The sequence below is a fragment of the Nostoc sp. genome (assembly GCF_036917935.1).
In the GTDB taxonomy this organism is placed as follows: domain Bacteria; phylum Cyanobacteriota; class Cyanobacteriia; order Cyanobacteriales; family Nostocaceae; genus Nostoc.
Genome location: NZ_JBALEL010000025.1, coordinates 1 through 25,421, shown reverse-complemented (window position 1 = coordinate 25,421; position 25,421 = coordinate 1). Strand labels below are relative to the sequence as shown.

22 protein-coding genes and 7 pseudogenes are annotated in these 25,421 nt (G+C 40.8%); 22 read left to right on the top strand and 7 right to left on the bottom strand.

Features of this window, described 5'->3' with window-relative positions:
* Nucleotides 1–100: 100 nt before the first annotated feature.
* From V7K62_RS10800 to V7K62_RS10780, 5 genes are all read left to right on the top strand, one after another.
* A complete protein-coding gene (locus V7K62_RS10800; RefSeq protein WP_334863924.1) occupies nt 101–661 on the top strand; it encodes a TniB family NTP-binding protein in 561 nt (186 codons plus the stop codon).
* A 72-nt stretch (nt 662–733) separates the two neighbouring features.
* Nucleotides 734–1,045 (top strand): hypothetical protein, encoded by a 312-nt coding sequence (locus tag V7K62_RS10795; RefSeq protein WP_334863923.1) that lies wholly within the window; start codon nt 734–736, stop codon nt 1,043–1,045.
* A gap of 15 nt (nt 1,046–1,060) precedes the next feature.
* A complete protein-coding gene (locus V7K62_RS10790) occupies nt 1,061–1,852 on the top strand; it encodes a TniQ family protein (RefSeq protein ID WP_334863922.1) in 792 nt (263 codons plus the stop codon).
* A gap of 484 nt (nt 1,853–2,336) precedes the next feature.
* Entirely contained in the window at nt 2,337–2,762 is a 426-nt protein-coding gene (locus V7K62_RS10785) for a Tn7 transposase TnsA N-terminal domain-containing protein (RefSeq protein ID WP_334863921.1), read from the top strand.
* Between the two features lie 16 nt (nt 2,763–2,778).
* Nucleotides 2,779–2,961: a hypothetical protein gene (locus V7K62_RS10780; protein WP_334863920.1), complete on the top strand. Its 183-nt coding sequence runs from the start codon at nt 2,779–2,781 to the stop codon at nt 2,959–2,961.
* 394 nt (nt 2,962–3,355) lie between these two features.
* Here V7K62_RS10780 and V7K62_RS10775 read toward each other — a convergent pair.
* Together V7K62_RS10775 and V7K62_RS10770 are read right to left on the bottom strand one after the other, a co-directional pair.
* Nucleotides 3,356–5,284, bottom strand: a pseudogene (locus V7K62_RS10775) (CHASE2 domain-containing protein).
* A 567-nt stretch (nt 5,285–5,851) separates the two neighbouring features.
* Nucleotides 5,852–6,451 (bottom strand): annotated as a pseudogene (locus tag V7K62_RS10770) (ISLre2-like element ISCst1 family transposase); the annotation flags it as partial.
* Here V7K62_RS10770 and V7K62_RS10765 point away from each other — a divergent pair.
* The 12 genes and pseudogenes from V7K62_RS10765 to V7K62_RS10710 form a co-directional block, all read left to right on the top strand.
* Complete coding sequence (locus tag V7K62_RS10765; protein ID WP_442937252.1) at nt 6,420–6,779, top strand: DUF1348 family protein; 360 nt, start codon at nt 6,420–6,422, stop codon at nt 6,777–6,779. The pseudogene V7K62_RS10770 and the gene V7K62_RS10765 sit on opposite strands and share 32 nt — an antisense overlap.
* Before the next feature lie 142 nt (nt 6,780–6,921).
* Entirely contained in the window at nt 6,922–7,569 is a 648-nt protein-coding gene (locus tag V7K62_RS10760; protein WP_334863918.1) for an isochorismatase family protein, read from the top strand.
* Nucleotides 7,570–7,597: 28 nt separating this feature from the next.
* Nucleotides 7,598–7,963: a hypothetical protein gene (locus V7K62_RS10755; protein ID WP_334863917.1), complete on the top strand. Its 366-nt coding sequence runs from the start codon at nt 7,598–7,600 to the stop codon at nt 7,961–7,963.
* 227 nt (nt 7,964–8,190) lie between these two features.
* On the top strand, nt 8,191–9,480 hold the full coding sequence (locus tag V7K62_RS10750) for an FAD-dependent oxidoreductase (protein ID WP_334863915.1): 1,290 nt from the start codon (nt 8,191–8,193) through the stop codon (nt 9,478–9,480).
* Nucleotides 9,443–9,727: a hypothetical protein gene (locus tag V7K62_RS10745; RefSeq protein ID WP_334863914.1), complete on the top strand. Its 285-nt coding sequence runs from the start codon at nt 9,443–9,445 to the stop codon at nt 9,725–9,727. Before V7K62_RS10750 ends, V7K62_RS10745 begins: the two co-directional genes overlap by 38 nt.
* Nucleotides 9,728–9,915: 188 nt before the next feature.
* The gene (locus V7K62_RS10740) at nt 9,916–10,380 is read left to right on the top strand and encodes a malate dehydrogenase (protein WP_334863913.1); all 465 of its coding nucleotides are present in this window, start codon (nt 9,916–9,918) and stop codon (nt 10,378–10,380) included.
* A gap of 20 nt (nt 10,381–10,400) precedes the next feature.
* Nucleotides 10,401–10,865, top strand: a complete 465-nt coding sequence (locus tag V7K62_RS10735) for a hypothetical protein (protein ID WP_334863912.1) — start codon at nt 10,401–10,403, stop codon at nt 10,863–10,865.
* 282 nt (nt 10,866–11,147) lie between these two features.
* Nucleotides 11,148–12,035 (top strand): alpha-L-fucosidase, encoded by an 888-nt coding sequence (locus tag V7K62_RS10730; protein ID WP_334863911.1) that lies wholly within the window; start codon nt 11,148–11,150, stop codon nt 12,033–12,035.
* Nucleotides 12,028–12,228, top strand: a pseudogene (locus V7K62_RS10725) (hypothetical protein); the annotation flags it as partial. The gene V7K62_RS10730 and the pseudogene V7K62_RS10725, both read left to right, overlap by 8 nt.
* Before the next feature lie 101 nt (nt 12,229–12,329).
* Nucleotides 12,330–12,632 carry a mechanosensitive ion channel family protein gene (locus V7K62_RS10720; RefSeq protein WP_334863910.1) on the top strand — a complete coding sequence of 101 codons (303 nt, stop codon included), beginning with the start codon at nt 12,330–12,332 and terminating at the stop codon, nt 12,630–12,632.
* On the top strand, nt 12,611–12,898 hold the full coding sequence (locus V7K62_RS10715) for a hypothetical protein (protein WP_334863909.1): 288 nt from the start codon (nt 12,611–12,613) through the stop codon (nt 12,896–12,898). The genes V7K62_RS10720 and V7K62_RS10715 overlap by 22 nt, the downstream gene beginning before the upstream one ends.
* Nucleotides 12,899–13,094: 196 nt before the next feature.
* A pseudogene (locus tag V7K62_RS10710) lies at nt 13,095–13,262 on the top strand (ISLre2-like element ISCst1 family transposase); the annotation flags it as partial.
* A gap of 3 nt (nt 13,263–13,265) precedes the next feature.
* Here V7K62_RS10710 and V7K62_RS10705 read toward each other — a convergent pair.
* Nucleotides 13,266–13,553 (bottom strand): annotated as a pseudogene (locus V7K62_RS10705) (disulfide bond formation protein DsbA); the annotation flags it as partial.
* A gap of 622 nt (nt 13,554–14,175) precedes the next feature.
* Here V7K62_RS10705 and V7K62_RS31505 point away from each other — a divergent pair.
* Nucleotides 14,176–14,283 (top strand): annotated as a pseudogene (locus tag V7K62_RS31505) (transposase); the annotation flags it as partial.
* Between the two features lie 312 nt (nt 14,284–14,595).
* Here V7K62_RS31505 and V7K62_RS10700 read toward each other — a convergent pair.
* From V7K62_RS10700 to V7K62_RS10685, 4 genes and pseudogenes are all read right to left on the bottom strand, one after another.
* Nucleotides 14,596–14,988 (bottom strand): hypothetical protein, encoded by a 393-nt coding sequence (locus V7K62_RS10700; RefSeq protein ID WP_334863908.1) that lies wholly within the window; start codon nt 14,986–14,988, stop codon nt 14,596–14,598.
* 271 nt (nt 14,989–15,259) lie between these two features.
* Nucleotides 15,260–15,889: a response regulator transcription factor gene (locus V7K62_RS10695; protein WP_334863907.1), complete on the bottom strand. Its 630-nt coding sequence runs from the start codon at nt 15,887–15,889 to the stop codon at nt 15,260–15,262.
* 8 nt (nt 15,890–15,897) lie between these two features.
* On the bottom strand, nt 15,898–21,984 hold the full coding sequence (locus tag V7K62_RS10690; RefSeq protein ID WP_334863906.1) for an AAA family ATPase: 6,087 nt from the start codon (nt 21,982–21,984) through the stop codon (nt 15,898–15,900).
* A gap of 91 nt (nt 21,985–22,075) precedes the next feature.
* Nucleotides 22,076–22,262 (bottom strand): annotated as a pseudogene (locus tag V7K62_RS10685) (NblA/ycf18 family protein).
* Between the two features lie 433 nt (nt 22,263–22,695).
* Here V7K62_RS10685 and V7K62_RS10680 point away from each other — a divergent pair.
* From V7K62_RS10680 to V7K62_RS10665, 4 genes are all read left to right on the top strand, one after another.
* A complete protein-coding gene (locus V7K62_RS10680; protein WP_334863905.1) occupies nt 22,696–23,337 on the top strand; it encodes a PEP-CTERM sorting domain-containing protein in 642 nt (213 codons plus the stop codon).
* A 484-nt stretch (nt 23,338–23,821) separates the two neighbouring features.
* Nucleotides 23,822–24,409 carry an SDR family NAD(P)-dependent oxidoreductase gene (locus V7K62_RS10675; protein ID WP_334863904.1) on the top strand — a complete coding sequence of 196 codons (588 nt, stop codon included), beginning with the start codon at nt 23,822–23,824 and terminating at the stop codon, nt 24,407–24,409.
* 34 nt (nt 24,410–24,443) lie between these two features.
* Nucleotides 24,444–24,809, top strand: a complete 366-nt coding sequence (locus tag V7K62_RS10670; RefSeq protein ID WP_334863903.1) for an IS630 transposase-related protein — start codon at nt 24,444–24,446, stop codon at nt 24,807–24,809.
* A gap of 183 nt (nt 24,810–24,992) precedes the next feature.
* Nucleotides 24,993–25,382, top strand: a complete 390-nt coding sequence (locus tag V7K62_RS10665; protein ID WP_334863925.1) for a transposase — start codon at nt 24,993–24,995, stop codon at nt 25,380–25,382.
* Nucleotides 25,383–25,421: the final 39 nt, after the last annotated feature.

Below are 25,421 nucleotides of genomic sequence, written 5' to 3'. Positions count from 1 at the left end.
GCATTAATTATATATTTAGTAGTATATAGTACTTTGAAGTACGTAAACTTGATTAGCGATCGCTCTTGGGAAAAAACTTTTTGGTTTACTGATTATTCCGTTGAGAATTTTTCACTTAGTCTGCGAACCGACAGAGGATTGTCATAATTTTTCTAATCTCAAAGATGAACCTGAATGCTTATTCTTAAAGGGGGAAACTGGAGCAGGTAAAACGACTATTTTTAAAAGCTACGCTCAAAAATACCCCAGGATTGAAACAGATTCAGGTACTATTGTAAAATTATTGTCTGTGACCATTCCATCTCCAGCAACCGTCAAAAGTGTTGTGAGTAAGCTGTTATGGGAATTGGGAGACCCTGCTTATGAAAAAGGTACCATCAGCAATCAAACAATCCGACTAATTGGATTAATGAAAGATTGTGGAGTTTATTTAGTTTTTTTAGACGAATTTCAACACTTTATTGATAGGGATTCAGCCAAGGTTCTCAGAACAGTATCAGATTGGCTGAAAAATTTAATACTCGACACAAAAGTACCGATGGTACTTATTGGATTATCCGAAGCTGAAGCAGTTTTTAAATTTAATCCTCAATTAAGCCGAAGATTTGCTAATAGACATAATCTTAGCCCTTTTTCTTGGACAGAGGATTGCGGAAAATAATTTCGGACTTTTTTACACGCAATAGAATCGCAGCTTCCCCTTGAATTAGAATCAAATTTAGCTAGTGAGGAGATGGCTTTTCGTTTTTACTATGCTTCTGATGGAATTATAGCTTATGTAATGAAGCTAGTTCGTTATGGAACTTACTTGACATTAACAGAAGGTTTAAACAAACTTGATTACCCGGTACTGGCTAGGGCTTTTGAAAAATATGTAAGAGCTGATAAGCCTTACAAGAAAAACCCTTTCCTTAACGATGATTGTTTAGTAAATCTAGAAAATAAAATATCTTTAAACGAATCTCTAGTTAATATAGGAAGTACTAACCAAAGAATTAAAACTAAAAAGAGAAATCAAAAGGCATCGGATGTTCTGCATAAATAATAAGATTAAACGTGTGTGCCAATAAAAAAACTTTTGCGCCGACCTCGCCCGTACATAGATGAGAGTCTCATTGGTTATATTGCTAGACTTGCAGATACTAATTATTACCCTTCTCCAAATTATATTTTAAGAATTTCCCAACTGAGAGTCACAGGAATATATAGTAATATTTTTATCTCTAAAATTGATGATTTATGCCTCCTTAGTCAGATCACTGAAGTAGAAGAGAGTATTCTTTGGTCAATGGCATTCTCTTCAACTAATCCTTGTAACTCTGCATACATCTTAACAAGCGTAGTCAAAGCATTTGGCGAAAATATTTCTACCTCCTTACTTAATAAAACTGGAGCCAGATTTTGCCCTATCTGTTGGCAGACTAAAGCTTATTATTCTCAGGTTTGGCATCTATCTCGTGTTACAGTATGTCCATTTCATAAATGTGTTTTGATTGATACTTGCTATAACTGTAATAATAAAATCAAGTTTTTAAGACCGAGATTGTTCAAATGTCAATGTGGCTTTAATTTACGTGATTATCAAATAAATATCGCCAATGTTGAAGAATTTGCTTTGTCTTTCCAGATTTACAGACTGTGCCAAGTACCTGAGATAGAATCTATTAATTACAATAGTCAAATTCAAGATTTAGAAACTGCAAAATTGAACAAATTAAATAGCTTTCCCGATTACAATTATGATTTATTTGAAGGTTTGATAGCAAAAGAGCCAACCGTTAGGAATGATACATTTTTCCCTTTTTTTTGGTTAGAAAAATTACTTAATTTACCGACACAGATGTTGGAATAAATCACTAAGACTAAGTACACGTCATCGTAAAAAAGGGTCGGAAATGAAAATTGAGATACCTTTGGCAAGCGAAGATATCACACTAGACACTACTCATTCCAAAAGTGAATTCCGTACCTCATTTAAGTGGAGTGTACTAAGGTAAAGATATAAATACTACAGTTTACTTGCGTATGAAGTCCAAAGAAATTTTCAAATAGTCTGCGAATTTGGTAGGAAATTTTCAAATAGTCTGCGACAATTTTTCACTTAGTCTGCGACAACACAAGCCAGAAACCTTATTATTCTGTTGAGATTTTTTCAACTAGTCTGCGAACCGACACGGTGTAGGTTTGCAGACTAAACGAAATTCGTGCGGACTAAGTGAAATTTGTGCGGACTAAATGAAATTTTGTTGCAGACTAAGTGAAATGCGTTTCATATCGCATAATCTTTAAGAATACCGGACTTCAAGCCGCTCAAGTCTGGAAAGAGCAGGTTCAGCTTGTCTAACCCAGCTAGAAAAATAACTAACTCCAACAGCAAAAAAAACATTGGTCTGTTTTCCAGCCTGAAAATGCAGACAGGTATATGGTATGAGTCCCTAATTGAGAGGGACTATATGTACCTGCTGGAAACTGACCCAGATGTGCTGTCGTACCACAGCCAGCCATTGAGCATCTTTTACACGTTTAATCACCGTCAACGACGGTATACTCCTGACTTTTTGGTTGAAGGCAGGCATAAAAAGTTACTTGTCGAGGTCAAACCAGCAAGCAAAGTAAATTCTGATAAAAATCTCAGCTTATTCCGAGCGATCGCGCCCATCTGTCAAGAGAAAGGTTGGGAATTCGTTGTAGTTACGGATGCAATGATTCGAGTTCAGCCGCAGTTAAATAATCTTAAACTTATTTACAAAAGTACAGAGTAGGTATGTGTTCTGGTTTATGCATACAGAACCTATAATTACAAACGAACGAGTGGATGATATCCCTGTACTGCTAGCACAATTAGAGCGTATAGGTGTAAGGCAACTACTTGATAAGCATTTCCCGACACATGGAAATTGGGAAGGTGAAAGCTTAGGAAGTGTAGCAGTAATTTGGCTAACGCAAAATATATGTTTTTAACAACGGAGAAAAGCGAAAGTTACTTCAAATAAAGAAAAAACAAACCTAATTTTTACATCTAAGTTTGTACATAGGCACTTACCCACATAATTGTCCGTATTCGCATGTCCCTTGTTATCCGTAAAGTGCTTTATCGTACTCTTGATACTGATGTGTAATTTCTGTCTTTACGCGTTTGCTCCCCTTTTATCTAACTCCTAAAAAAATGGGCGAACCGGGAGTGCTAATTTCTGCGATCGCTTATGCAATTACGGTATTGTCATTAAAATTGAGCCTCAAGTTTTTCGGTTGCGTGCCAACTTGATTGCAAGTCATGTCGAAGGTCTAAAGCAAGAGCGATCGCACCATCACTCAACTCAAACCAGGCAAATTCGAGCCTGCAAAAAAAAACAACCTAGTTATTGCGTTCCTGAGATCGTCCATCGCTACTCATAGTAGGCACTTCGTTTTGTTCGGTGTACTCAGTGATGAGCCGTGCTATCACGTCTGTCATCTCTTCACCCTTCAGCGCACAGGTAGCTTCGAGCTTATCACGCAGTACCTTACTGATTTTAAGCCGTTGCTGTTTTTGTAACGTCATCTGGGATGCTACTACACTGCCGCTAGTAACCACCAATGCCAACGCTGACGGAATTAGTGGCACCCATCCGGCTTGAAAAAATAAACTAATGCAGATTCCCACTAAAGCGATGAGAACTGTACCTCCTGCTATCACAAGCAGCAAAGGATTTTGTAACCGCCATGCCAGTACACCTCCCGCCAAAGACCAGCCCCAGATCCATAAAAATTCACCCCATACAGGCCAATACCAAATCAAGGGTCGCCCATCCAACACTGTACTGATGAGTTGACTTGCTATCTGTGCATGAATAAACAGAGCAGGCATTCTGGCTGATTGATCTGCCAAAGCGCTGTAGGGCGTATAAAAGCCACCTGGAGGGAGATTAGCTGCTGTGGTGCCAATAATCACCAGACGGTCTTTAAATAAACTGGGATTGACTCGACCACTCAGAACATCTGTGAGGGTTACTTTATCGGCGAGGCTGTTGGGGTGACGGTAATTTAATAATATTTGATAGCCATCTGCATCCAGATGTCGGTAGCCAGCAGAATTAGGTTGTAAACGCAAAAACAGGGTTTTACCTAATAGAAAATCTCCTTTTTTAGTGAAATCGTATTCAATGCCTTGTTTTGCCAGATAATTAATTGCTATTTAGGCACCAAATGCAAATGATGTTGTACATTTCTTGTCTGTAGAGTTAGCAAATAACAAACTGCGGCGGAGAATTTGGTCGTTTTCACTATCAGCAACCACATCGCTAAACCCAACATTATCTATAGGAAAATTAGGCGGTGGTGGAATTTCATCTCTACCCAAGCTGCTGAACAAACAGGTGCTGACAATGTTATCTTGATTTGGGAGATTAGCCGCCAAATTATTGTGTTCTGGTTGGAAAAGATATAAACCAACAATTCGCGGTTGATAGGACTCTATTTTCTTTAATAGCTGATTGATTGTCCGATCTGATAGAGGCCATTTCTCTCGTTTGAGATCCTCATCAGTGATTGTTACTAGTAAAATCCGCCGATCGGGTGCTTCTGTGGGACGCGATCGCAACATCTGGTCATAAACTCTTAACTCCCAAGGCTGTAACACTCCTAGCTGCCGCATACCTAGAGTCAAAAGCGCTATAACTACACTTGTAAGAAGCACCATCTGAGCTGTCAATGCTTTTAAGGGAACTGGCAGATGTTCTTGAAGCCACCTGTTATCAAAGACTTTCTTATAGATAAAATTGCGTACACACAAGGTATCATGTTCTCGGCGCACGATACCTGAGAGTTTGAGGTGGGACTTGGCCGACGACTGCTCCTCATCAAAGACAATACGCTTTCCACGGAGGATCTCGCGGTAAGTGTTTAAGACAGCGAACAGATCAGGTGCCCGTTTGGTAAGCATATCCCGCACGAATTGCAAGTTATTGTCTTGCTTGCTCATTGCGCCAAAGAATGTGCTATTTACAACGCCGTCAACTTCGGCTTTAGACCAATTGCTTTTGCGTTGCTCTGTTATAACGTGGCAGAGACGCTGGGTTAAATAGGGGTGTCCACCTGTCCACTTCAGTCCCCACTTGAGTATCTGCTCTGATTGTTCAGGTGGTAAACCTAGTCCATCAGCAAAAGGTAGTGCTTCCTCCAACGTAAAATCGGTTAACTCTACGCGCTGTCCAATATTAAAGGGTGTCCGCTTGGAGTCGCGGATCAGATCGCCTGGTGTTGCCACGCCAATCAACACGAAGGAAAGACGCTGAAATTCAGGTATGCGGGCACGGGCAACGTAAAATTATCGAATAGCTGCAAAAAAGTCATCGGTAAAGTCGAGGCTGAGAGTGGTGTCAATTTCATCAATAAAAATCACCACAGATACCGTAATTTCAACCAGCAAAATTTCCTCAAAAAATGTGGTTAACCGTTGAGTAATGCCCAAATGCTTAAGAGACTGCCACCACTAAAGAACATCGGTATCCAGCATAAGTTGATCGGCAATGATGGTGAGCAAACCTAAATACCATTCTTCAGCAGTAACCTGTACCCCCAGCTGAGTCAGATCGATAATTACGGGAGCAATGCGATTTTGTGAGGTTGGGGAAAAACGGTGCGATCGCTAAAAATTATATTTAAGTACAGGGTGATTTTATTTGCAAATAAAATGCTGGCTTACACAAAAATTCATCTTGATGAAATATTTCAAAAAGATTGCTAGCAAGTCATTTGACGATTATTTATAAAAATATCAGCAATCAGTCTTTTATACTTAGTATGAATTGTGTCAAAAAGTAAAGACAGGATTAAAGTATAAAATTTATCAAGCAGTTTGGGGTTTGATAAAATCAATAGCACCACTGCCAATAGGTAGTTTTTGAGTTATGGCTTTAGCGTAATTTAAACGCCTTTCACGATAGGCACGTAAAAGGTAATTTCTCTGTAGCATCATAGTTTTACAACGCTCTCCCGTGGCTTCAGAGATAAATTCATCCATCTGCCTAATTATGGTCATGGCATTACTTGTTTTTAAAGTTCTCCGTGCTTTTTTAAACCAATTATTCCGCTCCTTATCATCACTAAACACTACATCAGCAAATTTCTGTAGCCGCTCAGGAACATGGGAAAAATCAAATAATTGATAAGTCGCATCGGGAGATTTCAATTTATTTAAAAGAGGGGGAATATGCTTCCAAATCCATTCAGCACCGTCAGCAACTAATAAAACTTGTTTTGCTTGACTAATTCCCAAACTAATCAGATGCATTTCTAAAATTGGTAAAAAGCCTTTATAGTCTTCATAAGTGCCATCATTTACAATCTTTATTTCGCCATTTTTAACTTTTTTACCCTGTTCATCAACCACATAAATTGTTAATAATTTTGGCTCAACCCATTCCCCTGTAAAGCCATGCTTGTTTGTTTTGAGATTTTTTCTACCTTTTCGCTCAGAATTACTATCTGGTCGTGAGGCGATCGTCCAGTTCTTAATATGTAAGTGGCTTAAAGAATTGGAATACCGTCTGATCAAAGAGCTTTGGGCTTTTCAAGACAATCGAATTGCTGTCCGGTTTGCTTACGAATGGCATGATGATGCTGGCAATTGGTTCCGTTCCTATGGCAATGAGAATTGGGAGTTTGACGAACACGGATTCATGCGATGGCGTATTGCCAGCATCAACGACCTGCCAATTCACCAGAGCGAACGTAAATACCACTGGATACTAGGTCGTCGTCCTGACGATCATCCCGGATTGTCAGACCTCAATCTTTGAAAAGCCTGTTTTAACCAGGCTGATGGCGCTAGCGATCTATTCATACTTGCATTCAGCTTTTGAATCACTGGGAAAACGCTGCATATCGCGGGTGGTTTTTAAGAAAGAGAACGGTGAAAATCAACAAGTAAGGAGAAAAACCATGAACATCAGCAAGAATGACACCGCAATAGTCGTCATTGATCCGCAAAATGATGTCTTGAGCGAAAAAGGCGTTTCCTGGGATTTGGTGGCTGAGAGTGTTAAGGATAACAAGACTATCGAAAATATTGAGCGAATCTTCAAAGCCTCGAAGCAGAATGAATTCGAGGTTTTTATCTCCCCTCACTATTACTACCCCACCGACCATAATTGGAAATTTGCCGGAAACCTAGAGCAAATGATGCTTGAGGTTAAGGAGTTCGATCGCCGTGGCGCGTTGAGCCTCGATAGATTCCTGGGATCGGGTGCTGACTGCCTTGATCGCTATAAACCCTTCATTGAGGATGGCAAGACGATTGTGGCCAGTCCTCACAAAGTCTATGGGCCACAAACTAACGACCTCGTTTTGCAACTACGTAAACGCAACATCAGCAAAGTCATTCTACTGGGAATGTTGGCAAATCTTTGTGTTGAAGCTCACCTACGCGAATTGCTCGAACAGGGATTTGAGGTTCTTGCCGTCAAGGATGCAACAGCAGCCCCTCGGCATCCGCAACTGGGTGACGGCTACAAGGCAGCACTGATCAACTTTGGGTATATAGCTAATGCACTTCTTTCTACAGATGAAGTTGTAGCAGCAATGCAGTAATGTCAAACTCATCAATTTTACAAAACTCATGAAAAAATTTGCGTTATTTCTAGCTCTGCCAATCAGTCTCTTAGCTAATTTTTCCTTACCTGCTTCTGCTGACTCTACTGCTGGCATCGTCCTGAGTACGAAATGCCGGGGCGGCTACAACGTAAATATTTGGCAGAATCATACTTCAGGTGAACTGCTTTATCGCGCCACTAGTCCCAACGGTAATTTAAGTTTGAGCAAAGGAACTAGCCAAGCGACAGAAGGTGTTCGAGTGTATAAGTTTCGGAGTGGAATTTATCAATACTGGGTGTGGGATGGCACGTTAGATAACCCGCAGTCTGGAACTTTAGAGGTGTATAAAAACAACCGTATCTTGATGAAGCAAGCTTGTAGAAAAAGTTGAATCTTCTAGGGGGTGTTAGCACTTTTTGGAACCCCAGCTAGTAGTCTGTCAAATTCATTTTGACGGTTAAAGAGACGCGATAAATCGCCGTCTCTACAGGGAATTTATCCATTAATTATTTATTGACACACTACTACGTTATCGCTAAAAGCCTCTTATTCAGCCAGTTTTTCTGAAATTCATAACACATTCTAGAAATCTTATTCACCTTATCAAACTCAAAGGATATGGAAGTGGACACTCAACACTATGACGATATTATTATCGGCGGCGGCAAAGCGGGTAAAACACTGGCACCAGCGCTAGTTGCTGACGGACATAAAACCGCTCTGGTTGAACGCAGCTTAAACATGATTGGTGGCGGGTGCATCAATATCGCCTGCATTCCTACTAAAACGATGGTGGCGAGTGCCAGTGTTGCAAACACAGTGCGAAACAGTGCCGCTTATGGTGTTAAAGCCAATACACCCATCGTTAATTTAGCAGAGGTGATCCAACGAAAACGATCGGTTGTGCAATCTGCGCGTGAAATGAACTTGCACAATTTAGAAACGGCTCTCGATAACAACTTGATTATTGGCGAAGCAAGGTTTGTTGCTCCTAAAATGATCGCAGTAACAACTGAGGGGAACACTCGTGTACTTACCGCCGAACGATTGTTTATTAATACAGGCACACGACCGTTAATTCCATCCATTCCCGGACTCGCTGAAGTTGAGTTTTTAACCAGTGAGTCGATTATGGAGCTAGAACACCTACCTGAACACCTGATCGTTCTCGGTAGTGGCTATATTGGTTTAGAGTTTGCCCAGATGTTTCGGCGCTTTGGCTCTGGCGTTACTGTTATTGGGCAAAGTGAGCAAATCCTGTCACAGCAAGATTCAGATACAGCACTTCCGGCAGCTATGAGGTACATCATCAAAGCTGAAAGCTATGCTAGGAGAGGGGCAAGAAGAAAAACTGTATTGCATAATAGCGGGAAGCGCTGTATAGCGATCGCAGTTCAAACATTACTGGAACAAGATGGTATTGAATTCTTGTTGAAGGCGAAGGTGTTGAGGGTTGATCCCACTGGTAATGAAACCATCCTCCAAATCCAAGTTGGCGATCGTGAAATCACCCTCCAGGGGTCGCATTTGCTCGTCGCCGTTGGTCGTGCGCCCAATACCGAGAGCTTAAATTTAGCTGCTGCCGGTGTGGCAACCGATACACGCGGATTTATTCAAGTTAACGATCGCTTAGAGACGAACATTCCGGGGATTTGGGCGTTAGGCGACATCAACGGCGGCCCGCAATACACTCATATATCGCTCGATGATTATCGCATTATCAAAGCTAATTTAATTCATGGGGGCAACCGTAGTATACGGGATCGATTGGTTCCATCCTGTCTGTTCATCGATCCCGAACTGGCTCATGTGGGTTTGACTGAAACGGAAGCACAGCAACAAGGATATGCGATCCGCGTAGCGAAGGTGGATGCGTCAGCCGTTCCTAGAGCCGAAAACACTCGGTAAAATCGATGGACTTCTGAAGGCGATTGTGGATACAGATACAGGTCGTATTCTGGGGTGTTCCTTGTGGGAGCAACGCGAAAAAGTGAGATCGGGGTTTGGTTCTCAATTACACCCCTATATTCTCAACAAAACCTGGTTTTTTAGTTGCGATCGCATCCTGAAACAAGCTATATATGTCCCAGGTTTCAGCACCTCACAAAATCGCATTGCTCCCGTTCCTTGTTGTGTCATGAAGCAGGTGAAGTGATTTCAACGGTGCAGATGGTGATGCAAGCTCAGATGCCCTACACCGTTCTGCGCGATGGTATTTTGACTCATCCCACGATGACCGAAGGGTTAAATATATTGTTTTCCAAGTTGTAAAAAGACAGCAATTGCAGACCCAAGGACTTACCAAACAAACGACACTTTACTCTTGAAAAAAGTAGATATAGCATGATTAGTAAAACATCTAAAATCGGTATTATTGGTGCAGGTAATGTAGGTGCAAACGTTGCAAATGGTTTAGTCCTACTCGGTAAATGTGTAAGGGTCGTCCTTTTTGATCGAACCTTATCAAAAGCTGAGGGGCAAGCATGGGATATTGAAGACAGCATTCCCTTACTTAAAGAGATGGAGATTATACCATCAAATCAGTATGAAGACTTAGCTGATTCAGATATTATTATTGTGACTGTTGGGGTGCAACAAAAACAAGGACAGACGCGATTAGATACATTGAGCGACAATGCAGAGATTATACGTTCGACAATCAAAGAATTGGATCGAGTTGCACCGAATTCAATCGTACTTATCGTTAGCAATCAAGTGGATGTACTCACGCGGATTGCAATCGCTACTTCCACCAGAGCAGAAAACCTAATTTTAGGTTCGGGAACCGTTCTTGATACTGGTGACTGAGATATCAACTTGGAAAGCGATTGAATGTTGCAAAACTTGACGTTCATTCTTATGTGATTGGAGAGCATGGAGACAGTCAATTTGTCGTTTGGTCTAGTGCATTTATTGGGGGAATTCTGTTAACTGAATTTCTTATACCACAAGGAACAACGCTAGAACAAATTCAGCAAGAGTACGCACAGTTAACTCGTAAACGAGGCCATAACATTTTTGAACGCAAAGGAAATACAAGCTATGGTATATCAATAGTAGTTTGTCAGTTAGTTGATACCATCCTGCGAGATGAAAAGCAGATATTTCCAGTGTCAGTGAGAGCAGATTCTCACTATGGAGTTGGCAGTGAAGTTGTTCTTGGACTTCCATGTATCATTGGCTCAACAGGTATTGAGCGCCAACTACTGTTATCAAGAAATGCTCATGAACAACGCTTATTAGAAGAATCAGCCAACAAACTCAATGAAGCCTATAATTTTTTGCATAATTAAAATTAATTGGGTGCGGCTATGCTTGAAAATACAGTATCCTGAACAATAGCTTTGCCAAAATAAGAGCCTACAAAAATTTGGGCAAAAATATCAAAATGAGCCATACATAAGCGTTTAAGTTAAATATCAGTAGAGATTACTCAGGAAATAAATCGCTTTAGTTTTACTATTTGATAGACTTAAACTTAACATTGAGTGCTTTTTAGTACAAATAGTAACTAAAAATAGCTAAATATACTTTCGTTCTAAAGTTTGAAAATATTGTCAATAAGGAACCTTGTAATGATTAAGATTTTAGTACGTGCGCTGTTTGCTACATTATGGATAACTGTATTTTTGAACTTGTCCACTTCTGTTGCCCTTGCACAAAGAACTTATGAACCAACAACTGAATCCCTATCAAAGCATGAAGTTCCAGACTGGTTCAAGGATGCAAAACTTGGAATTTTTATTCACTGGGGGGTCTACTCTGTACCTGGCTATGCACCACTAACTGGAGAATTGAACAAAGTCGTTGCAGAGCGTGGTTGGGAATACTGGTTTGAAAACAACCCTTACTCGGAATGGTATTACAACTCCATGAAACTTGAGGGCAGCCCTACTTATAACTACCATCGTACAACCTATGGTGAAGGCTTCACCTATGATGACTTTATTCCCAGATTTAATGCAGCCATAACAAATTGCAACCCCTCGAAATGGGCAAAATTATTCTCTAAAGTCGGTGCACGGTACGTTGTACTAACAACGAAGCATCATGATGGCTTTTTGTTGTGGCCTAGTAAAACTAGAAACCAGTCAGGGCGAGTGGCAACACGCGATATTGTAGGCGAACTAACACAAGCTGTTCGCAAAGAAGGTATGCGGATGGGTGTGTATTATTCTGGTGGTATTGATTGGTCTTTCAAAGATACAACAATCACAGATTTCAATACGCTAGTGGGAGCAATTATTCAGGAAAAAGCCTATGCAGATTATGCGAATGCTCATTGGCGCGAGTTGATTGACCGCTATCAGCCATCTATATTATGGAATGATCTTGGCTACCCTATTGGGCAAGCGAATGAAATTATGGCCTACTTTTACAATCGCGTACCCGATGGTGTGATGAATGACCGTTTTGATTTAGGTGGTCAGTTAGGGTTGCACTTTGACTTTTCCTGGCATTGAATCATGTCAATGTCGTAAAGCCCGGCTTCAAAGAAATCATATTGCTTGCGCTATGTTAGTTTGGCTAAGACTGAAAAATTTAGCTTATCAAACAGGTCAAACTATTTACAAGCTCAAGCACAATTTGCTTTCTAATTATTTACAGCAAATTGCTATCAATTGTGCCACAGATGGAAATAATCAAAGCCAGTGATATAATTCATTCTGCGATTTATTTTGTGGCGGGTTTGGTCAAAAACTGCTGTAATTGAGCAACTAAAACGTCCAGATATTGCTATGTCTTTTGTGTAGTTTTTGGGCGCTCGGTGCGCGAAGCGCACCATTGCTTGTGCGAGTTGCGTAAGTCCTGGTATTGTCGAACGAATCGGTGCCAGAAGTACCGAGATTCGTACCCTTGACCACGTTTCAATTATTGTACCCAACTCTCGCTTCTTGGAAAAAGAAGTAATCAACTGGAGCCATAGCAACCCGATTTCTCGCCTTCATCTTCCCGTTGGCGTTGCCTATAGCTCAGATCCCAAAGCAGTGCAATCTGCTCTCTTAGAGGCTGCTTCTAAGCATCCCAATGTATTGTATTGCAGACTCCTTTCCCTCTAGTACTGTTTAAAGAGTTTGGCAACAACACCTTAAATTTTGAGTTATTAGTCTGGACTGCGGAACCTAATAAACAGTTTTTGCTCAAAAGTGATTTATATTACATTATTTACGAAGTATTAAAGCAACGAAAAATTGAAATTCCTTTTGCTCAGTTAGATTTACATCTGCGTTCTGGTAAGTTGGAATTTACGCCAGAAATGCAGTTAGCTTTAATACAGATGGTTGAACGATTATCAAATCAGAAGGGGAGCAATGCGATTTTGTGAGGTTTGGTCAAAAACAAGTGATCGCTAATCATCTTTTCCGTATAAATTAAATATTTAATACAATAATCTGAGTAGTATTCGTTAGAAGACACAAGATGTTCTAAAAACGAGGTTTCGTTTCTGTACATTGTTGCGACTATAAAAAAGGTAAAATTTCCTTTCAAGAATAGTTTTGAAATAGGAAGTATCTACTTTTATGAAGAAAAACATATATGCAAATCTAAATTTTGCCGATTCATTATCAGATTTTCAAGAGGATGTGACGAAACTTTTAGAGTTGAAAAATATCGAGGAATGGTCTGGAAGAATAGTTAAACAAAGAGAAGAAACAATTAGACAGGCTGCGTTAGTTTTAGCGGGTCAATCAAAATTGACCTTGGATAGCAGCCGCTTCAGCCGCTTCAGCCGCACGTTGAGCATGAGAATGAATCTCTATCTGTGGAAAATGACGGAAGATGAAGCATAAATAATTCTCCCCCAAAGAAACACTAAGCTGTCGTCCAATGACTTTAATCAGCCTGTAAACGTCCGCATTTTGAGAACATTCATAGTCCCCATACATAACCAGCACTACTGTGGCATTCAGCACACCTTTTATGCGATCTTGTATTGAAGGTGGGACGAATAACAAACTGCGATCGCGGTCAAAACTCACTGAGACCTCCAAAGAAGAAAATGCTCATCGTCAGTGATCTCTTCTGAAATCCTTGTACTACCTGAGCTAAAATCTAGTTTTTGGAAAGGTCTAAGTCATTCAGAAGAAAATTAGATGGTGCGTTAACGAAATGTAATAAAGTATACTAGAAACCCCACTTGCATTCCTCTCCCCGTTCGCGTCAGCCTGCCGTTAGGCAAGGGTCGAGAGGCTTTGAAATTCCCATTCCCTTGTAGGGAAAGGGGGTTTAGGTTTCCAAGCCTCAGAAGTTACCAAAAATACTTTTCAAACATCCTCTAAGGCTTAAAAACACGCCCGCCATCCCCAGCAGCCTGCTAGGAAAGTTTTTTTCTTATCTAGAGCGTATGAAATAAAAAAGCTAATAAATTCAAAGACAATAATAACTCGCACAAATGATTTTCACCATGACCAAAGTTATGCTCTAAATTATAACCGTGATTTTTCAGAACGTTAATTTACCTTGAACTACCACCCTGCTCTAAAAACTCTATTTTTACGCGATCGCGCAAAGTCGGCGTAATAGTACATTTATATTATCAACTGGAAGCCCTATTAAACCGTTCAGCTTTTTTCTAACTCGATTGAAAATGAGCGAACCGGGAGTAATAAATTCAAGTTAATTAAAAGACTTGGGTATGGCTTTCGTAACTTTAGCAATTTTCGCTTACGCAGTTTATTAAACTGGCACTTTTCTATTAATTCTCCATAAAAGTAGCTGAAGAACCAGAATTTTTTAGTGAGCAAGGCTTTAAAGCAGGGAAAAATTAAAACGGTGTTAGTCGTTTAAATGCAATACTCTAGGTGCTTTTTGGTTCATGTCGGGAAAGGTACATAGGACTCCGATTTGATTTTTGAAAACATACTGAGGCTGAAAAGCCCACTTTCCCAGGATTTTATCTAAAATCCTGTTCAGAAATCAGACATAAGTCCTATATTTTCCGAAATTTTCACCCACAGGTGACATAATAAAAAAGCTGCCTAAATCACAACCAGCTTTTTTATTAGGTTGAAATAAAAAAGCTTATCCACAGCAACACACCGGTAAGCAGGCTATTATTAACGGTTTTTTCTTATCTACAGCATATCTATTTTGAAATTGAGTTTGTTTGATGCTGTAATTAATTTTCTGTGCATCGTCTCCTAATGTATTGTGCTTTTTAATCGCTGTGTTTAAGATAGGCACATTGAGATTATTATCTAGAGCTACATCCTGATTGATTTTAGCAATAGCAGAGTTTCCAGACAAAGCTATTGCACATGTATTGTGCTTTTTAATCGCTGTGTTTAAGGTAGGCACATTGAGATTATTATCTAGAGCTACATCCTGATTGATTTTGGCAATAGCAGAGTTTCCAGACAAAGCTATTGCACCAACGATTGCAACTCCTAATTTAGCTAAATTCCAAACATCCATAATTGTATTCCGCCTTTTTTACCAATTCTAAATATTCTTTGACATCAATTAACTAGAGGATTTTGCCACCAGTGAGCAACTAAACGTTTACATACTTTTGTTGAAGCTTTGGAGGCTTTGTCTATAAATATATGCAATTAACCCTAACTTGTCGTCCCCTAAAAGTTGAAACTTTTGCTCAATAGAGTGATTGATAAATCAGTCCATCTCAAAATGGAATGTTGGCTCCAACTAAAGTTGGAATCTAAATTTGAATTTTAGTACAACTTACTTACAAATTGACAATCCCTCGTTTAACAGCAATAATCACGGCTTGAGTGCGATCGCTCACTCCCAGTTTGCTCAAAATGTGATTCACATGCGATTTGACGGTACTTTCACCAATACTCAAAGCAGTCCCAATTTCCTGATTACCCATTCCTTGTGCCATCAAACGCAGCACTTCCAACTCTCGTTCACTCAGTTCTGGATTGCTAATTCGCTGCAATAATTTTGCGCCCACTTCTGGCGGAATGTATTTCTGACCATTATGAATGGCGCGAATCGCATTCAAAAGCTCGCCAAGTTTAGAATCCTTAAGCAGATAGCCTTGAGCGCCCGCCTGTAAACCGCGATAGATATCTTCATCGCCATCGTAGGTTGTGAGTACCGCGATTCGAGCCTGCTTAAATTCAGCACAAATCGCTATAATGGCTTCAACACCTCCCATTTTGGGCATTCGTAAATCCATTAGTGTGACATCAGGTTGGTATTCTCGAAACGCGTCGATCGCCTGCTGCCCATCTTCAGCTTGAGCAATCACTGTCATTTCTGGATCGCGGTTAATGATAGTTGCTAGACCTTTTCTGACTATGGCATGGTCGTCAACAATCAGCACCCGAATCGTAGTGGATTGGCTCATTTTGACACTCACTCTCGATTGATAGTGACAAGAATTTCTGTTCCTTGACCAGGTTGGCTTTGAATCGTTAGTTGTGCGCCAATGCGCTCTGCCCGTTCGCTCATTCCTAATAAGCCAAACCCACCGCTCAAAGGAATGCTACCTACTCCAAAGCCCCTGCCATCGTCTTTAACCTGTAAGATACACTGTGTCTCGTTGTACACCAACTCAACCAGAATTTCGCCAGCACTTGCGTATTTAATCGCATTGGTTAATGCTTCCTGCCCAATTCTGAGTAAGTTATTCTCCACTTCGCTTGGTAAGGAATAGGCTGTACCCTGAGTTCCGCAAATCAGAGCCGTGTCGGTCGTCGAGCGCATTTGAGCCACTATACGATGCAGGGCACTCTCTAAATTACCTTCTTCTAGTAGCTGCGGACGGAGTGCTGATACAGATCGCCGTGCCCCTGCTAGTCCAGCGCGTGCTAGTTCCTCAATCATTTCCAGATGTACTTGGGTTGCTTCCAGGTCATCCGCCAGCACTTGTGTTGCTGCACCAACTTGAAGCAGAATACCTGTGAAAGATTGAGCTAGTGTATCATGAATTTCTCGCGCCATCCGGTTGCGTTCTTCTAAGATAGAAGTGTGTTCAGCTCGTTTACGATCGCTAATGTCTGTCATGAGACTGTAGAAACCTCTTACCTGAGCATTGTCATCGAAATCAGGAATAAAGGTCGCGCTGATGCACCGCTTATCATCCGGAAAAGGGATTTCTGCTTCTAGAGGGACAGTTTGCCCTGCAAACACCTGATTAATATACGGCTCAACCCGTTCATAAACCGCCTCACCGAGCAGTTGACGAACAGGGTTGCCCAAAATTTCATCACGGCTACGGTTGAACCAAACCTCATAGGTACGGTTGATAAATTGAAAGCAGCAATTGGCATCGACGTAGCTAATCAGAACGGGTAGAGCGTCGGCAATCAGTCGTAATTCCTGCTCCTGTAAACGAAGGTCGTCGTAGACACCGCGTAGCTCTGCTTCGTTTGCCTGCAATGCTGTCGTTCGTTCTGCAACTTCTTGCTCTAGGGTGCGATTGTATTCTGCTAAAAGCTTCTCTGCTTGTTTACGTTCGGTGATATCTTGAAAAGCTGCGATCGCATAAACCACATTGCCCTGTTCGTCAAAGACTGGAGTTCCGCATCCCTCAACTGAAATAGTTGCGTTGTTTTGGTGAATATCTATATCATCAACCCTGGTACATTCGCCACTCAACGCCCGGATGATTGGCAGTCTCTCTGATGGATAGATTTGATCCGTTCCCGTCACATAAAATTGATAAACCTCTGAAATTTGCTCCGGTGTTGCGGCAGGATCAACGCCTTTGCCCATGAGTTCAATTCCCCGCAGATTGACATAGTAAGGGCGACCCGTCGCGTCAATAATGCCAATTCCCACTGGAATTGCCTCAAGAAATTGGGTCATCTGACTTTCGCTGGTGCGTAGCTTTGAATAGAGTTTGGCATTTTCGATTGCAATGGCTGCCTGAGTGGAGAGCAGATTTAAGACTTGCGATCGCGTAGCGTCTCCGTTGGCGCAGCCTCCCGCAGGGAAGGAGACTCGCTCTGGTGTAAATGCCCCAGCCGCTAACCGATTTTCCAGATATAACACACCAACAAGCCGATTTTGATTCAGCAGTGGTAAACACAAAATGGATTGAGGCTGATAGTGTTGAATATATGGCTCATTAATAAAATTACCTTCACGAGTAGCATCATTTAAAATGACACATTCATGAGTACGAATAACATAACTAACAATTGATTCAGGTAGATGATTTACAGTTGGGATAGATTGCAGTAGTTGTGTAGCATAGACATTCTCACCCTCGTTGAGTTCACCAGATGCTTCAATCACCCATTTTCCTGAGTTTTCCAAAATCAAAAATCCTGTTTGTGCGCCAGCATTTTCGATTAATATCTTCATCAAGGAATTGAGTAACTTATCCAATTCAATTTCACTAGAAATCGCAAGGGAAGCTTTCATCACTGCTGCTAAGTCGAAAGCGATGGGTGAGTGATTAGAGGTGGTGACAGAAGTTTTGTGGATTGGCACATAAGCCATACCCGACGATTGAGGAAATAGCTGGGGATAGCGAGTTTCTAAATCTTTCACTTTCGCAGATGCTCCCCATCGTTCATAGCAGTAATGTGCTTCCTTCATATAAGTTTGGGCAATTTTTTCTCTACCTCTTGCCAAATAATGTTTAGCAGCTAATTCATAAGCTAATGCTTCTTCTTGCAAATACTCGTTGTCTCTAGCTCCTTGAATTGCTTGTTCATAGAACTCTTCTGCCTCAAGCAACTGACCCAAAACTCGTGCAGTCTCTGCTTCCATCAAATAATATTTATGCAAATAATTCATTGGCGCATAATCTGCCCATTGCTTCATTTGCTCCTGGCTAACAGCAACGTTTTTGAGAATTTCCTCTTGCGCTTGAGCGCTGCTTCCAGGAAATATTGCAAGTCTTGCCAGAGAGCTATAGAAGTAATACAAAGGAACGAGGGGTGTTGCAATGACGCGGATTACATGACTTTCCGCTATGGCTGCGTTCTCAGATGCCTGAGCATACTCAGAAAATAGATAGCATAGAATAAGTTTGTTGAGATGTACCAGGAAGAGTATAACTGCATCTATTTCATGGTGTGGCAGTCTATTTTCCTCGTTGTAGGATTCGCCAACAAGACGGAATGGATTGACCGAGTATCCCATCAAATTTAAAACAGACTGCTGAAATATTTGAGTCCAAGTGAGTGATGTTGTCTGTTTAATTTGATAGATTGCTTCACAGTATGTTGCCATCTCGTGTTCAACCTCTACAAGTTCCTTTCCAACAATGAAGAGTTGGAGGCAGTAAGTGAAAGCGCAATAGGCAGCGAACTCTAAATCTCCAGTTTCCAAGCCACTTTGATAAGCTTCCAGGAATGGCTTCGATGTTTCCCTAATATGCTCTTTCCAATGGATGATGAAATTATTCACCATGAACAATGTTCTAGCTTTAAGTGAATGGATTTTCAGATGGGGTAACAGCCTTAATGCAAGCTGCCCAAACTCGTAGCCAGTCTCAATTTTTCCGACCATCCCACAAAGAATTAACCCAAAGTTGGCGTATGCAAAAGGAGACACAAACGTATTGCCATACTGGATTGATAAATTGACCTGTTTAAACACAAGTATAAGCACCAGATCGGGAGCTGCATGATAGGCAGCAAGGGTTATTCTTGATAGGATTCGCATTGCTGCTAGCTTCTCTGGTTGAGCCATTTCTGGCAATTGGAGCAAGTCCTGGATCGGTTTCTTGTCAAAGCGGGATATGATTGTATCTAGTTCAAGCTGAATATCTGACTGACAGAGTTTTTCGGGAAAACTGATCCCTAGTTGCTGCAAAACTTGCAATCCAGTCTTGATTGCTTCTAATAGCTGGTTCTGTGCGATATAGGTTTGAATTTTGACTTCGTAAATTTTTATGATATCGAGAACAGTTTTAGCTGATTGCAGAACGATCGCCGCCCAGGATTCTACCTGCTCAAAATCGCCACACAAATACGCGACTTCTGTTGTTTCTAAATATAAATCTAATGTCAAGTCATAGTTTTTTTGCCAGCTAGAAGCTGCTAGCCAAACTCTTGCTGTGGCTAAATAGTTTTGAGCCATACTATAGGCGATCGCAGCTTTTGCTTTCTTTCCTGCGATTAAATTTAATCTAGCAATTTCATTGCGTTCTGGTTGATCTGTAACAAGCTCAATTCCATGATTAAGATGATCGACAATTTCAAACAGTCGGTCTGATAGTCTCTCTGGCAAAATTTTTCCGAGGAGATTGCGACCAATTTGTAAATGAACAATTTGTTTTTGCGACTCATCGATTAATGTGTATGAGGCTTGCTGCACGCGATCGTGCAGAAACTTATACTTTTGAATTAACAAGTTTTCATCTAATTCAGATAGTGATTGAATTAATCCAACTTGTATGGCTGTTAGTAAATCTTGAAAAATCGTTTCGGGTGGCTTCTCACAAACAATCGATAGAGTATCTAAATTAAATTCAGCACCAATGCAAGCAGCTAACCGGAGAATTTGCTGTGTATTCTCTGGCAGTTTCTTCAACTTGTAAAGCATCAACTCGACAACATTATCAGTGATATCTTGGGCTTGGATCTGAGCTATGTTCCACTCCCAGCTTAAGTTTTCAGCATCAAAGGTCAATAAATTTTCGCTATACAGCATTTTCAAAAATTCATTCACAAAAAAAGGATTGCCTTCAGTTTTACGCAACACCAACTCAGCTAATGGACAAACTGTGTCTGCATTCCGATGTAGCGTCTCGGCAATTAACTGACTCAACGGCTTAAACGTTAATGGTGTTAGGGTAATTTCCTGAAGCACTGCCCCTTGTTTTCGCAGTCTCTCTAGCATTAATGCTAATGGATGCGTTGGATTTACTTCATTATCTCGATAAGCTCCAATTAAAAATAATGATTGGGCTTGCTCATCCAGCAGCATCAACTCAATTAAATTCAGCGTTGCTGAGTCTATCCATTGCAAATCATCTAAGAATATCACCAGGGGATGTGATTCTGAACAAAATACCCGCACGAACTGCCCAAAGATTCGATGAAAGCGATTTTGAGCTTCAGTTGCTCCAATTTCTGGTACGGGCGACTGCTTGCCGATAATTAATTCAACTTCCGGGATCACATCAATGATGATTTGTGCGTTGTTTCCTAAAGCTGTAAGTAAGAGCGATCGCCACTGTTGCACTTGTTCGTCTGGTTCACTGAGCAATTGCTGCACCAATTTTTGCAGAGCATCTGCGATCGCGCTGTAGGGAATATTGCGCTGAAATTGCTCAAATTTACCAGAGATAAAATAACCACGCTTTTGGGTAATTGGTTTATAGATTTCCTGCACTAACGCAGATTTACCAATGCCAGCATAGCCAGAGACCAGCATCATTTCAACTTGGAATTTTGGATTGCTCGTTTGTTCCCTTTCTGAAGTCGTTTCTGAATTGTTTGGTAAAGCAGCGACACGATTGTTTTCTGGACACGCTACACGATTGTCCTTCCCTGCGGGAGGCTGCGCCAACGGACACGCTATGCGAACAAAAGCTGCCACTAACATTGCAACTTCCTTGTTCCGTCCATACAGTTTTTGGGGAATTTGAAACTGACCCGAAACGTCTTGAAGCGCCAGTTGAATGCTAGAGATTTGACCGATTTCTTCTAATTGTTCAGCACAGATTTCTAAATCCGCTTTGATTCCCCAGGCACTCTGATAGCGATCTTCTGCATTTTTTGCCATCAGTTTGAGAATGATGTCTGAAACTGGTTTGGGAATCTTTGTATTTATTTCATGAGGTGAAGGCGGTTGTTTGGCAATATGACAATGGACTAGTTCAAGGATGTCTGTTGTGGAAAACGGCAGATGTCCAGTTAGCAGCTCGTAGAAAGTTACACCCAGCGAGTAAAAATCTGTGCGGTAATCGAGCCAACGGTTCATCCGCCCAGTTTGCTCTGGAGACAGGTAGGCGAGGGTTCCTTCTAAAATATAAGGGTTCTTAAAAGTCGGATTCGTGCGGTTAAATTGAGTAGCAATCCCAAAATCAATAATTTTGACAACGCCACTATCCAGATTAAAGACTATGTTTCCAGGATTGATATCTTTATGAATGATATTGGCTGTATGAATTCTGCCCAGAATGTCGCAAACAGCGATCGCAAGATTAAGAAAAGTGGATAAGGGCATAGGGCAGAAGATATCTGGGCGCTTGTGCATCCATTTCTCTAAGGACTCTGCCCCAAAATCTTCTAAGAGAATTACCAGAGTGCGTTGATAGTCCTGTTGGCTGTATGCTTTGATAACTCCTTCTAATTTTAGGGAGCGGGTAATTTTATATTCCTGTCTGTAGCGAGTCAGTTCTTGGGGAGAAGGATAATCAAGCTTTAGCATTTTGACTACCACCCCTACTCCATCGTCTCTGATACCCCGATACACTACAGAATTAGAACTCTCGTATATTTTCTTTTGGATAGCAATACCAGGTAGAGCAATCATAGAGCAACTCTTGAGAGGATAATCTGGCAATACCTCAAACTATACAGCAATTCTTATTCTGAGAATAATTGGGTTTGTTTTAGCCCAAGATTCAATCTGAACCAACTTCCCACTGATGTTTGAGCAATTCTTGGTAAGTCGCTTCCCTAACTATCATCTGCTTATAGAGCATCAGCAAGAACAATGCAAGCTTGTTCACGGGACATCTGCTGCACAAGGTCTGCGAAAGTTCTCAGGCTAAATTCTTGTTCTAAAGATAATTCAATGGGTTGATTCATCCTTTTATTACCTACTCTTTTATTTGAGTTTGCTTATGTAAGCAAATATTGCTTTATATAAATAAATCTTATAATAACTTTACAAAAATTAAAGGTCTTGATTGTTACATAATAAACACAAATAGCGTAGACATAGCCCTTAAAGGATTAAGGTTGAATTTGCACCGCATCAGATCATCTATCTTCAGGTAGATTTTAGAAAAATCAAAAAGCAAATATGGTGTTAGTAGAAATCTAGTTCCGGTTTACTCAGTTGTAACTAGTACGTATGGAAACTAAACCACCCCTACCACCCAAAACATTAGAGACTGCTCTCATCAAAGTCTTGTAGCAGAAGATGCTTGGAATACCCGTGATTCCGAACGAGTTGCCGCAGTGGCACGCGATCACAGTCACTTGTCAATACGAGGCTATTTAATTAATGAAAAGCTTTTTGACCCTAGCTCCAGCGCAGATAGCGCCTAGTTTAGCACTCTGTGCGACTTCTATCATTGCTTCTACTAATCTGGCTCAAGCTGTTGATTTAACATTTAACTGGAAGGGTGATGCTGGTTATTCGGCTTCAGGTTCGTTTAGCTACGATCAAACCACTACCCCTGCCATAATTTCCGAAAGTGGTGCGGGAGCTACAAAAGCCTTGAAGTCACTCAGTGTTTCTTTTTTCAATCCATCACAGGAGTTGATTGGAACTAAAGACGAAGTTGTTAATGGTGTATCAAGCAATCAGTTTTTCGAGTTTAACTTTGACACGACTACAGGCAATTTATTTGGGGCAATTGATGTTGGCACTGGTAGTGGCATAGGTGATATTTTTCTCAGCAATGTTGAGGCTCCGGGTCGTGTCTTCATCTCTCCGGGAGCGACCTCTTATCTTTACCAAAATATTACAGCAGACTATAGTCAATTATTCGATTCGAGTACGAATCAGATTAAAGCATCTGCGGTTCCTGAACCGACAACTGTTTTGGCAACCCTGCTAGAAGGCATGTTGGGTATAGCACTCAGCAGCAACAAAATTACATTCTTCTCAACGAAGCTAAAGAAAATCTACAGGACTTACGCATCTAAAGTATAAGAATTCTTTAATGACCCTATCACACTAATATTTTGTGAATCCAGATGTGGATAGTAGCGAGGTCAACAAATACCTCAAAATAATTTGTGGCTACGCAATTTTCTCTGAGAGTGCAACGGAACTAATAGTAGTCTCACGCTGGAATGGCTGTTGATAGATGTTTGTAAAATTTATTACCATTACAAAAGGCTCTGGAAGGCGATTATTTAAGGCACAGGGATAGCATAAATAATAAAATGGCTAAAAGCTCTCTACAAAAAAATGCCTGAATTGATTGAAGAGTATGGATTCCAAGCCGTGTAAGGCTTAATTAATCCTTATCAGTTAAAAATATCCCTCTTCCGCTATTGAGATTGAAGATTTCTGCTTGACATTGGAGTATGCTCCATCGTTTAAGTTTGACATAGGTTTTCAATTTACAGGCTGAACATGATGTAAACTCCAATTAAAGCTAGTAAAACGGTGATCATTACAGGGGGTAATAGTGGTCTGGGATACTATTGCGCCCAAGCAAGCGATCGCACAATCTAAACAAGACTGGCACATTATCATCGCCAGTCGAAATCTGCCCAGAGTTGAAGAAGCGGTTCTACAATTGACTGCTGAAACGAACTATTCTTTTATTGAAGGGATGACCCTTGATTTGGCATCTCTGGCATCCGTGCGTCAGTTCGTGCAAGATTTCCAAGCCAGAGAACATCCCCCTTTACACGCGATCGTGTGTAATGCAGGAGTTCAAATCGTTTCAGGCACACGCTACACAGAAAATGGATTCGAGATGACCTTTGGCGTACACCATCTAGAACACTTTCTACTTGTCAATTTGCTGCTACCACAGTTAAGCGATCGGTCCCGGATTGTATTTGTCAGTAGTGATACCCACAATCCAGAAGCAAATACTGGAATGCCTCACCCAAACTATCAGGATGCAAACGCCCTAGCATTTCCGACGGGTGATGATAATCAGATGGACATTAGAACGCTTGGGCGGGTGCGCTATACCACTTCCAAACTCTGCAACCTGCTCTGTACTTACAGCAATTTGAGATCAAGTCCGCTACAAAAGTGGTAAATTTTAAAGATATAAAAAAGAAGATTATTTAGAAATGGCAGCATACTCTATTGACTTACGACAGAAGATACTAAGTGCATGGCAAAACAAAGAAGGCACACAAAGAGATTTAGCAAAACGATTTAAAGTTAGTTTGTCGTTCATTCGTGACTTTTTGCGTCGGTATCGAGAGACGTTGGAGATCGCTGCCAAGCCTCAAGGTGGAGATCGCCGCTCGAAGATTAAAGGTAAAGACCAAGAACTGTTAAAGATAATGGTGGCAGAGAAAAATGATATATATTTGCGAGAAATTCAAGAATCATTGAGCGACCAAACAGGAATAGATGTAAGGATATCAAGTTTATCTCGCACTCTGAAGCGATTAAAATTAAAGCGGAAAAAAAAGTTTAGTAGCAACTGAGCAAACTACAGAACGAGTACAAAAATTGCCCTATGAGTTTCGGCATTGGCTAGATACTATAGATATCAAAAACCTTGTGTTCATTGATGAAACAGGTGTAAATATAGCTATGACACGACACTATGGTAGAGGTGAAAACGGAGTCAGAGTCTATGATGACCGCCCAGGAAATAAAGGAAAAACATCACTTTAATTGGAGCTATGAGCGATGAAGGCTTAATTGCTACTATGACTTTCCCCGGTAGCTTAAACAGCGATAGTTTTTTAGTTTTCCTTGAGCAAATATTACTAACTCAGTTGTGGATTGGAGCAATTGTAGTCATGGATAACTTACCTGTCCATTATGCCCAAACTGCAAAAGCTCTCATTGAATCTGTTGGAGGTAAGGTTAAGTTTTTGCCTCCATACTCACCTGATTTATCACCAATTGAGTTATGTTGGTCAAAGTTGAAACAAACTCTTCGTTCTGCCAAGGCTCGAACATCCGACGCTCTTGATCAAGCAATCACTATAGCTATTACAGCACTTCCGTCTGTTATAAGGTACACTAGATTAAAATATAAATACTTTTAAATGAAGTCATACTCTGTCGAGCTTCGAGAAAAAATAGTT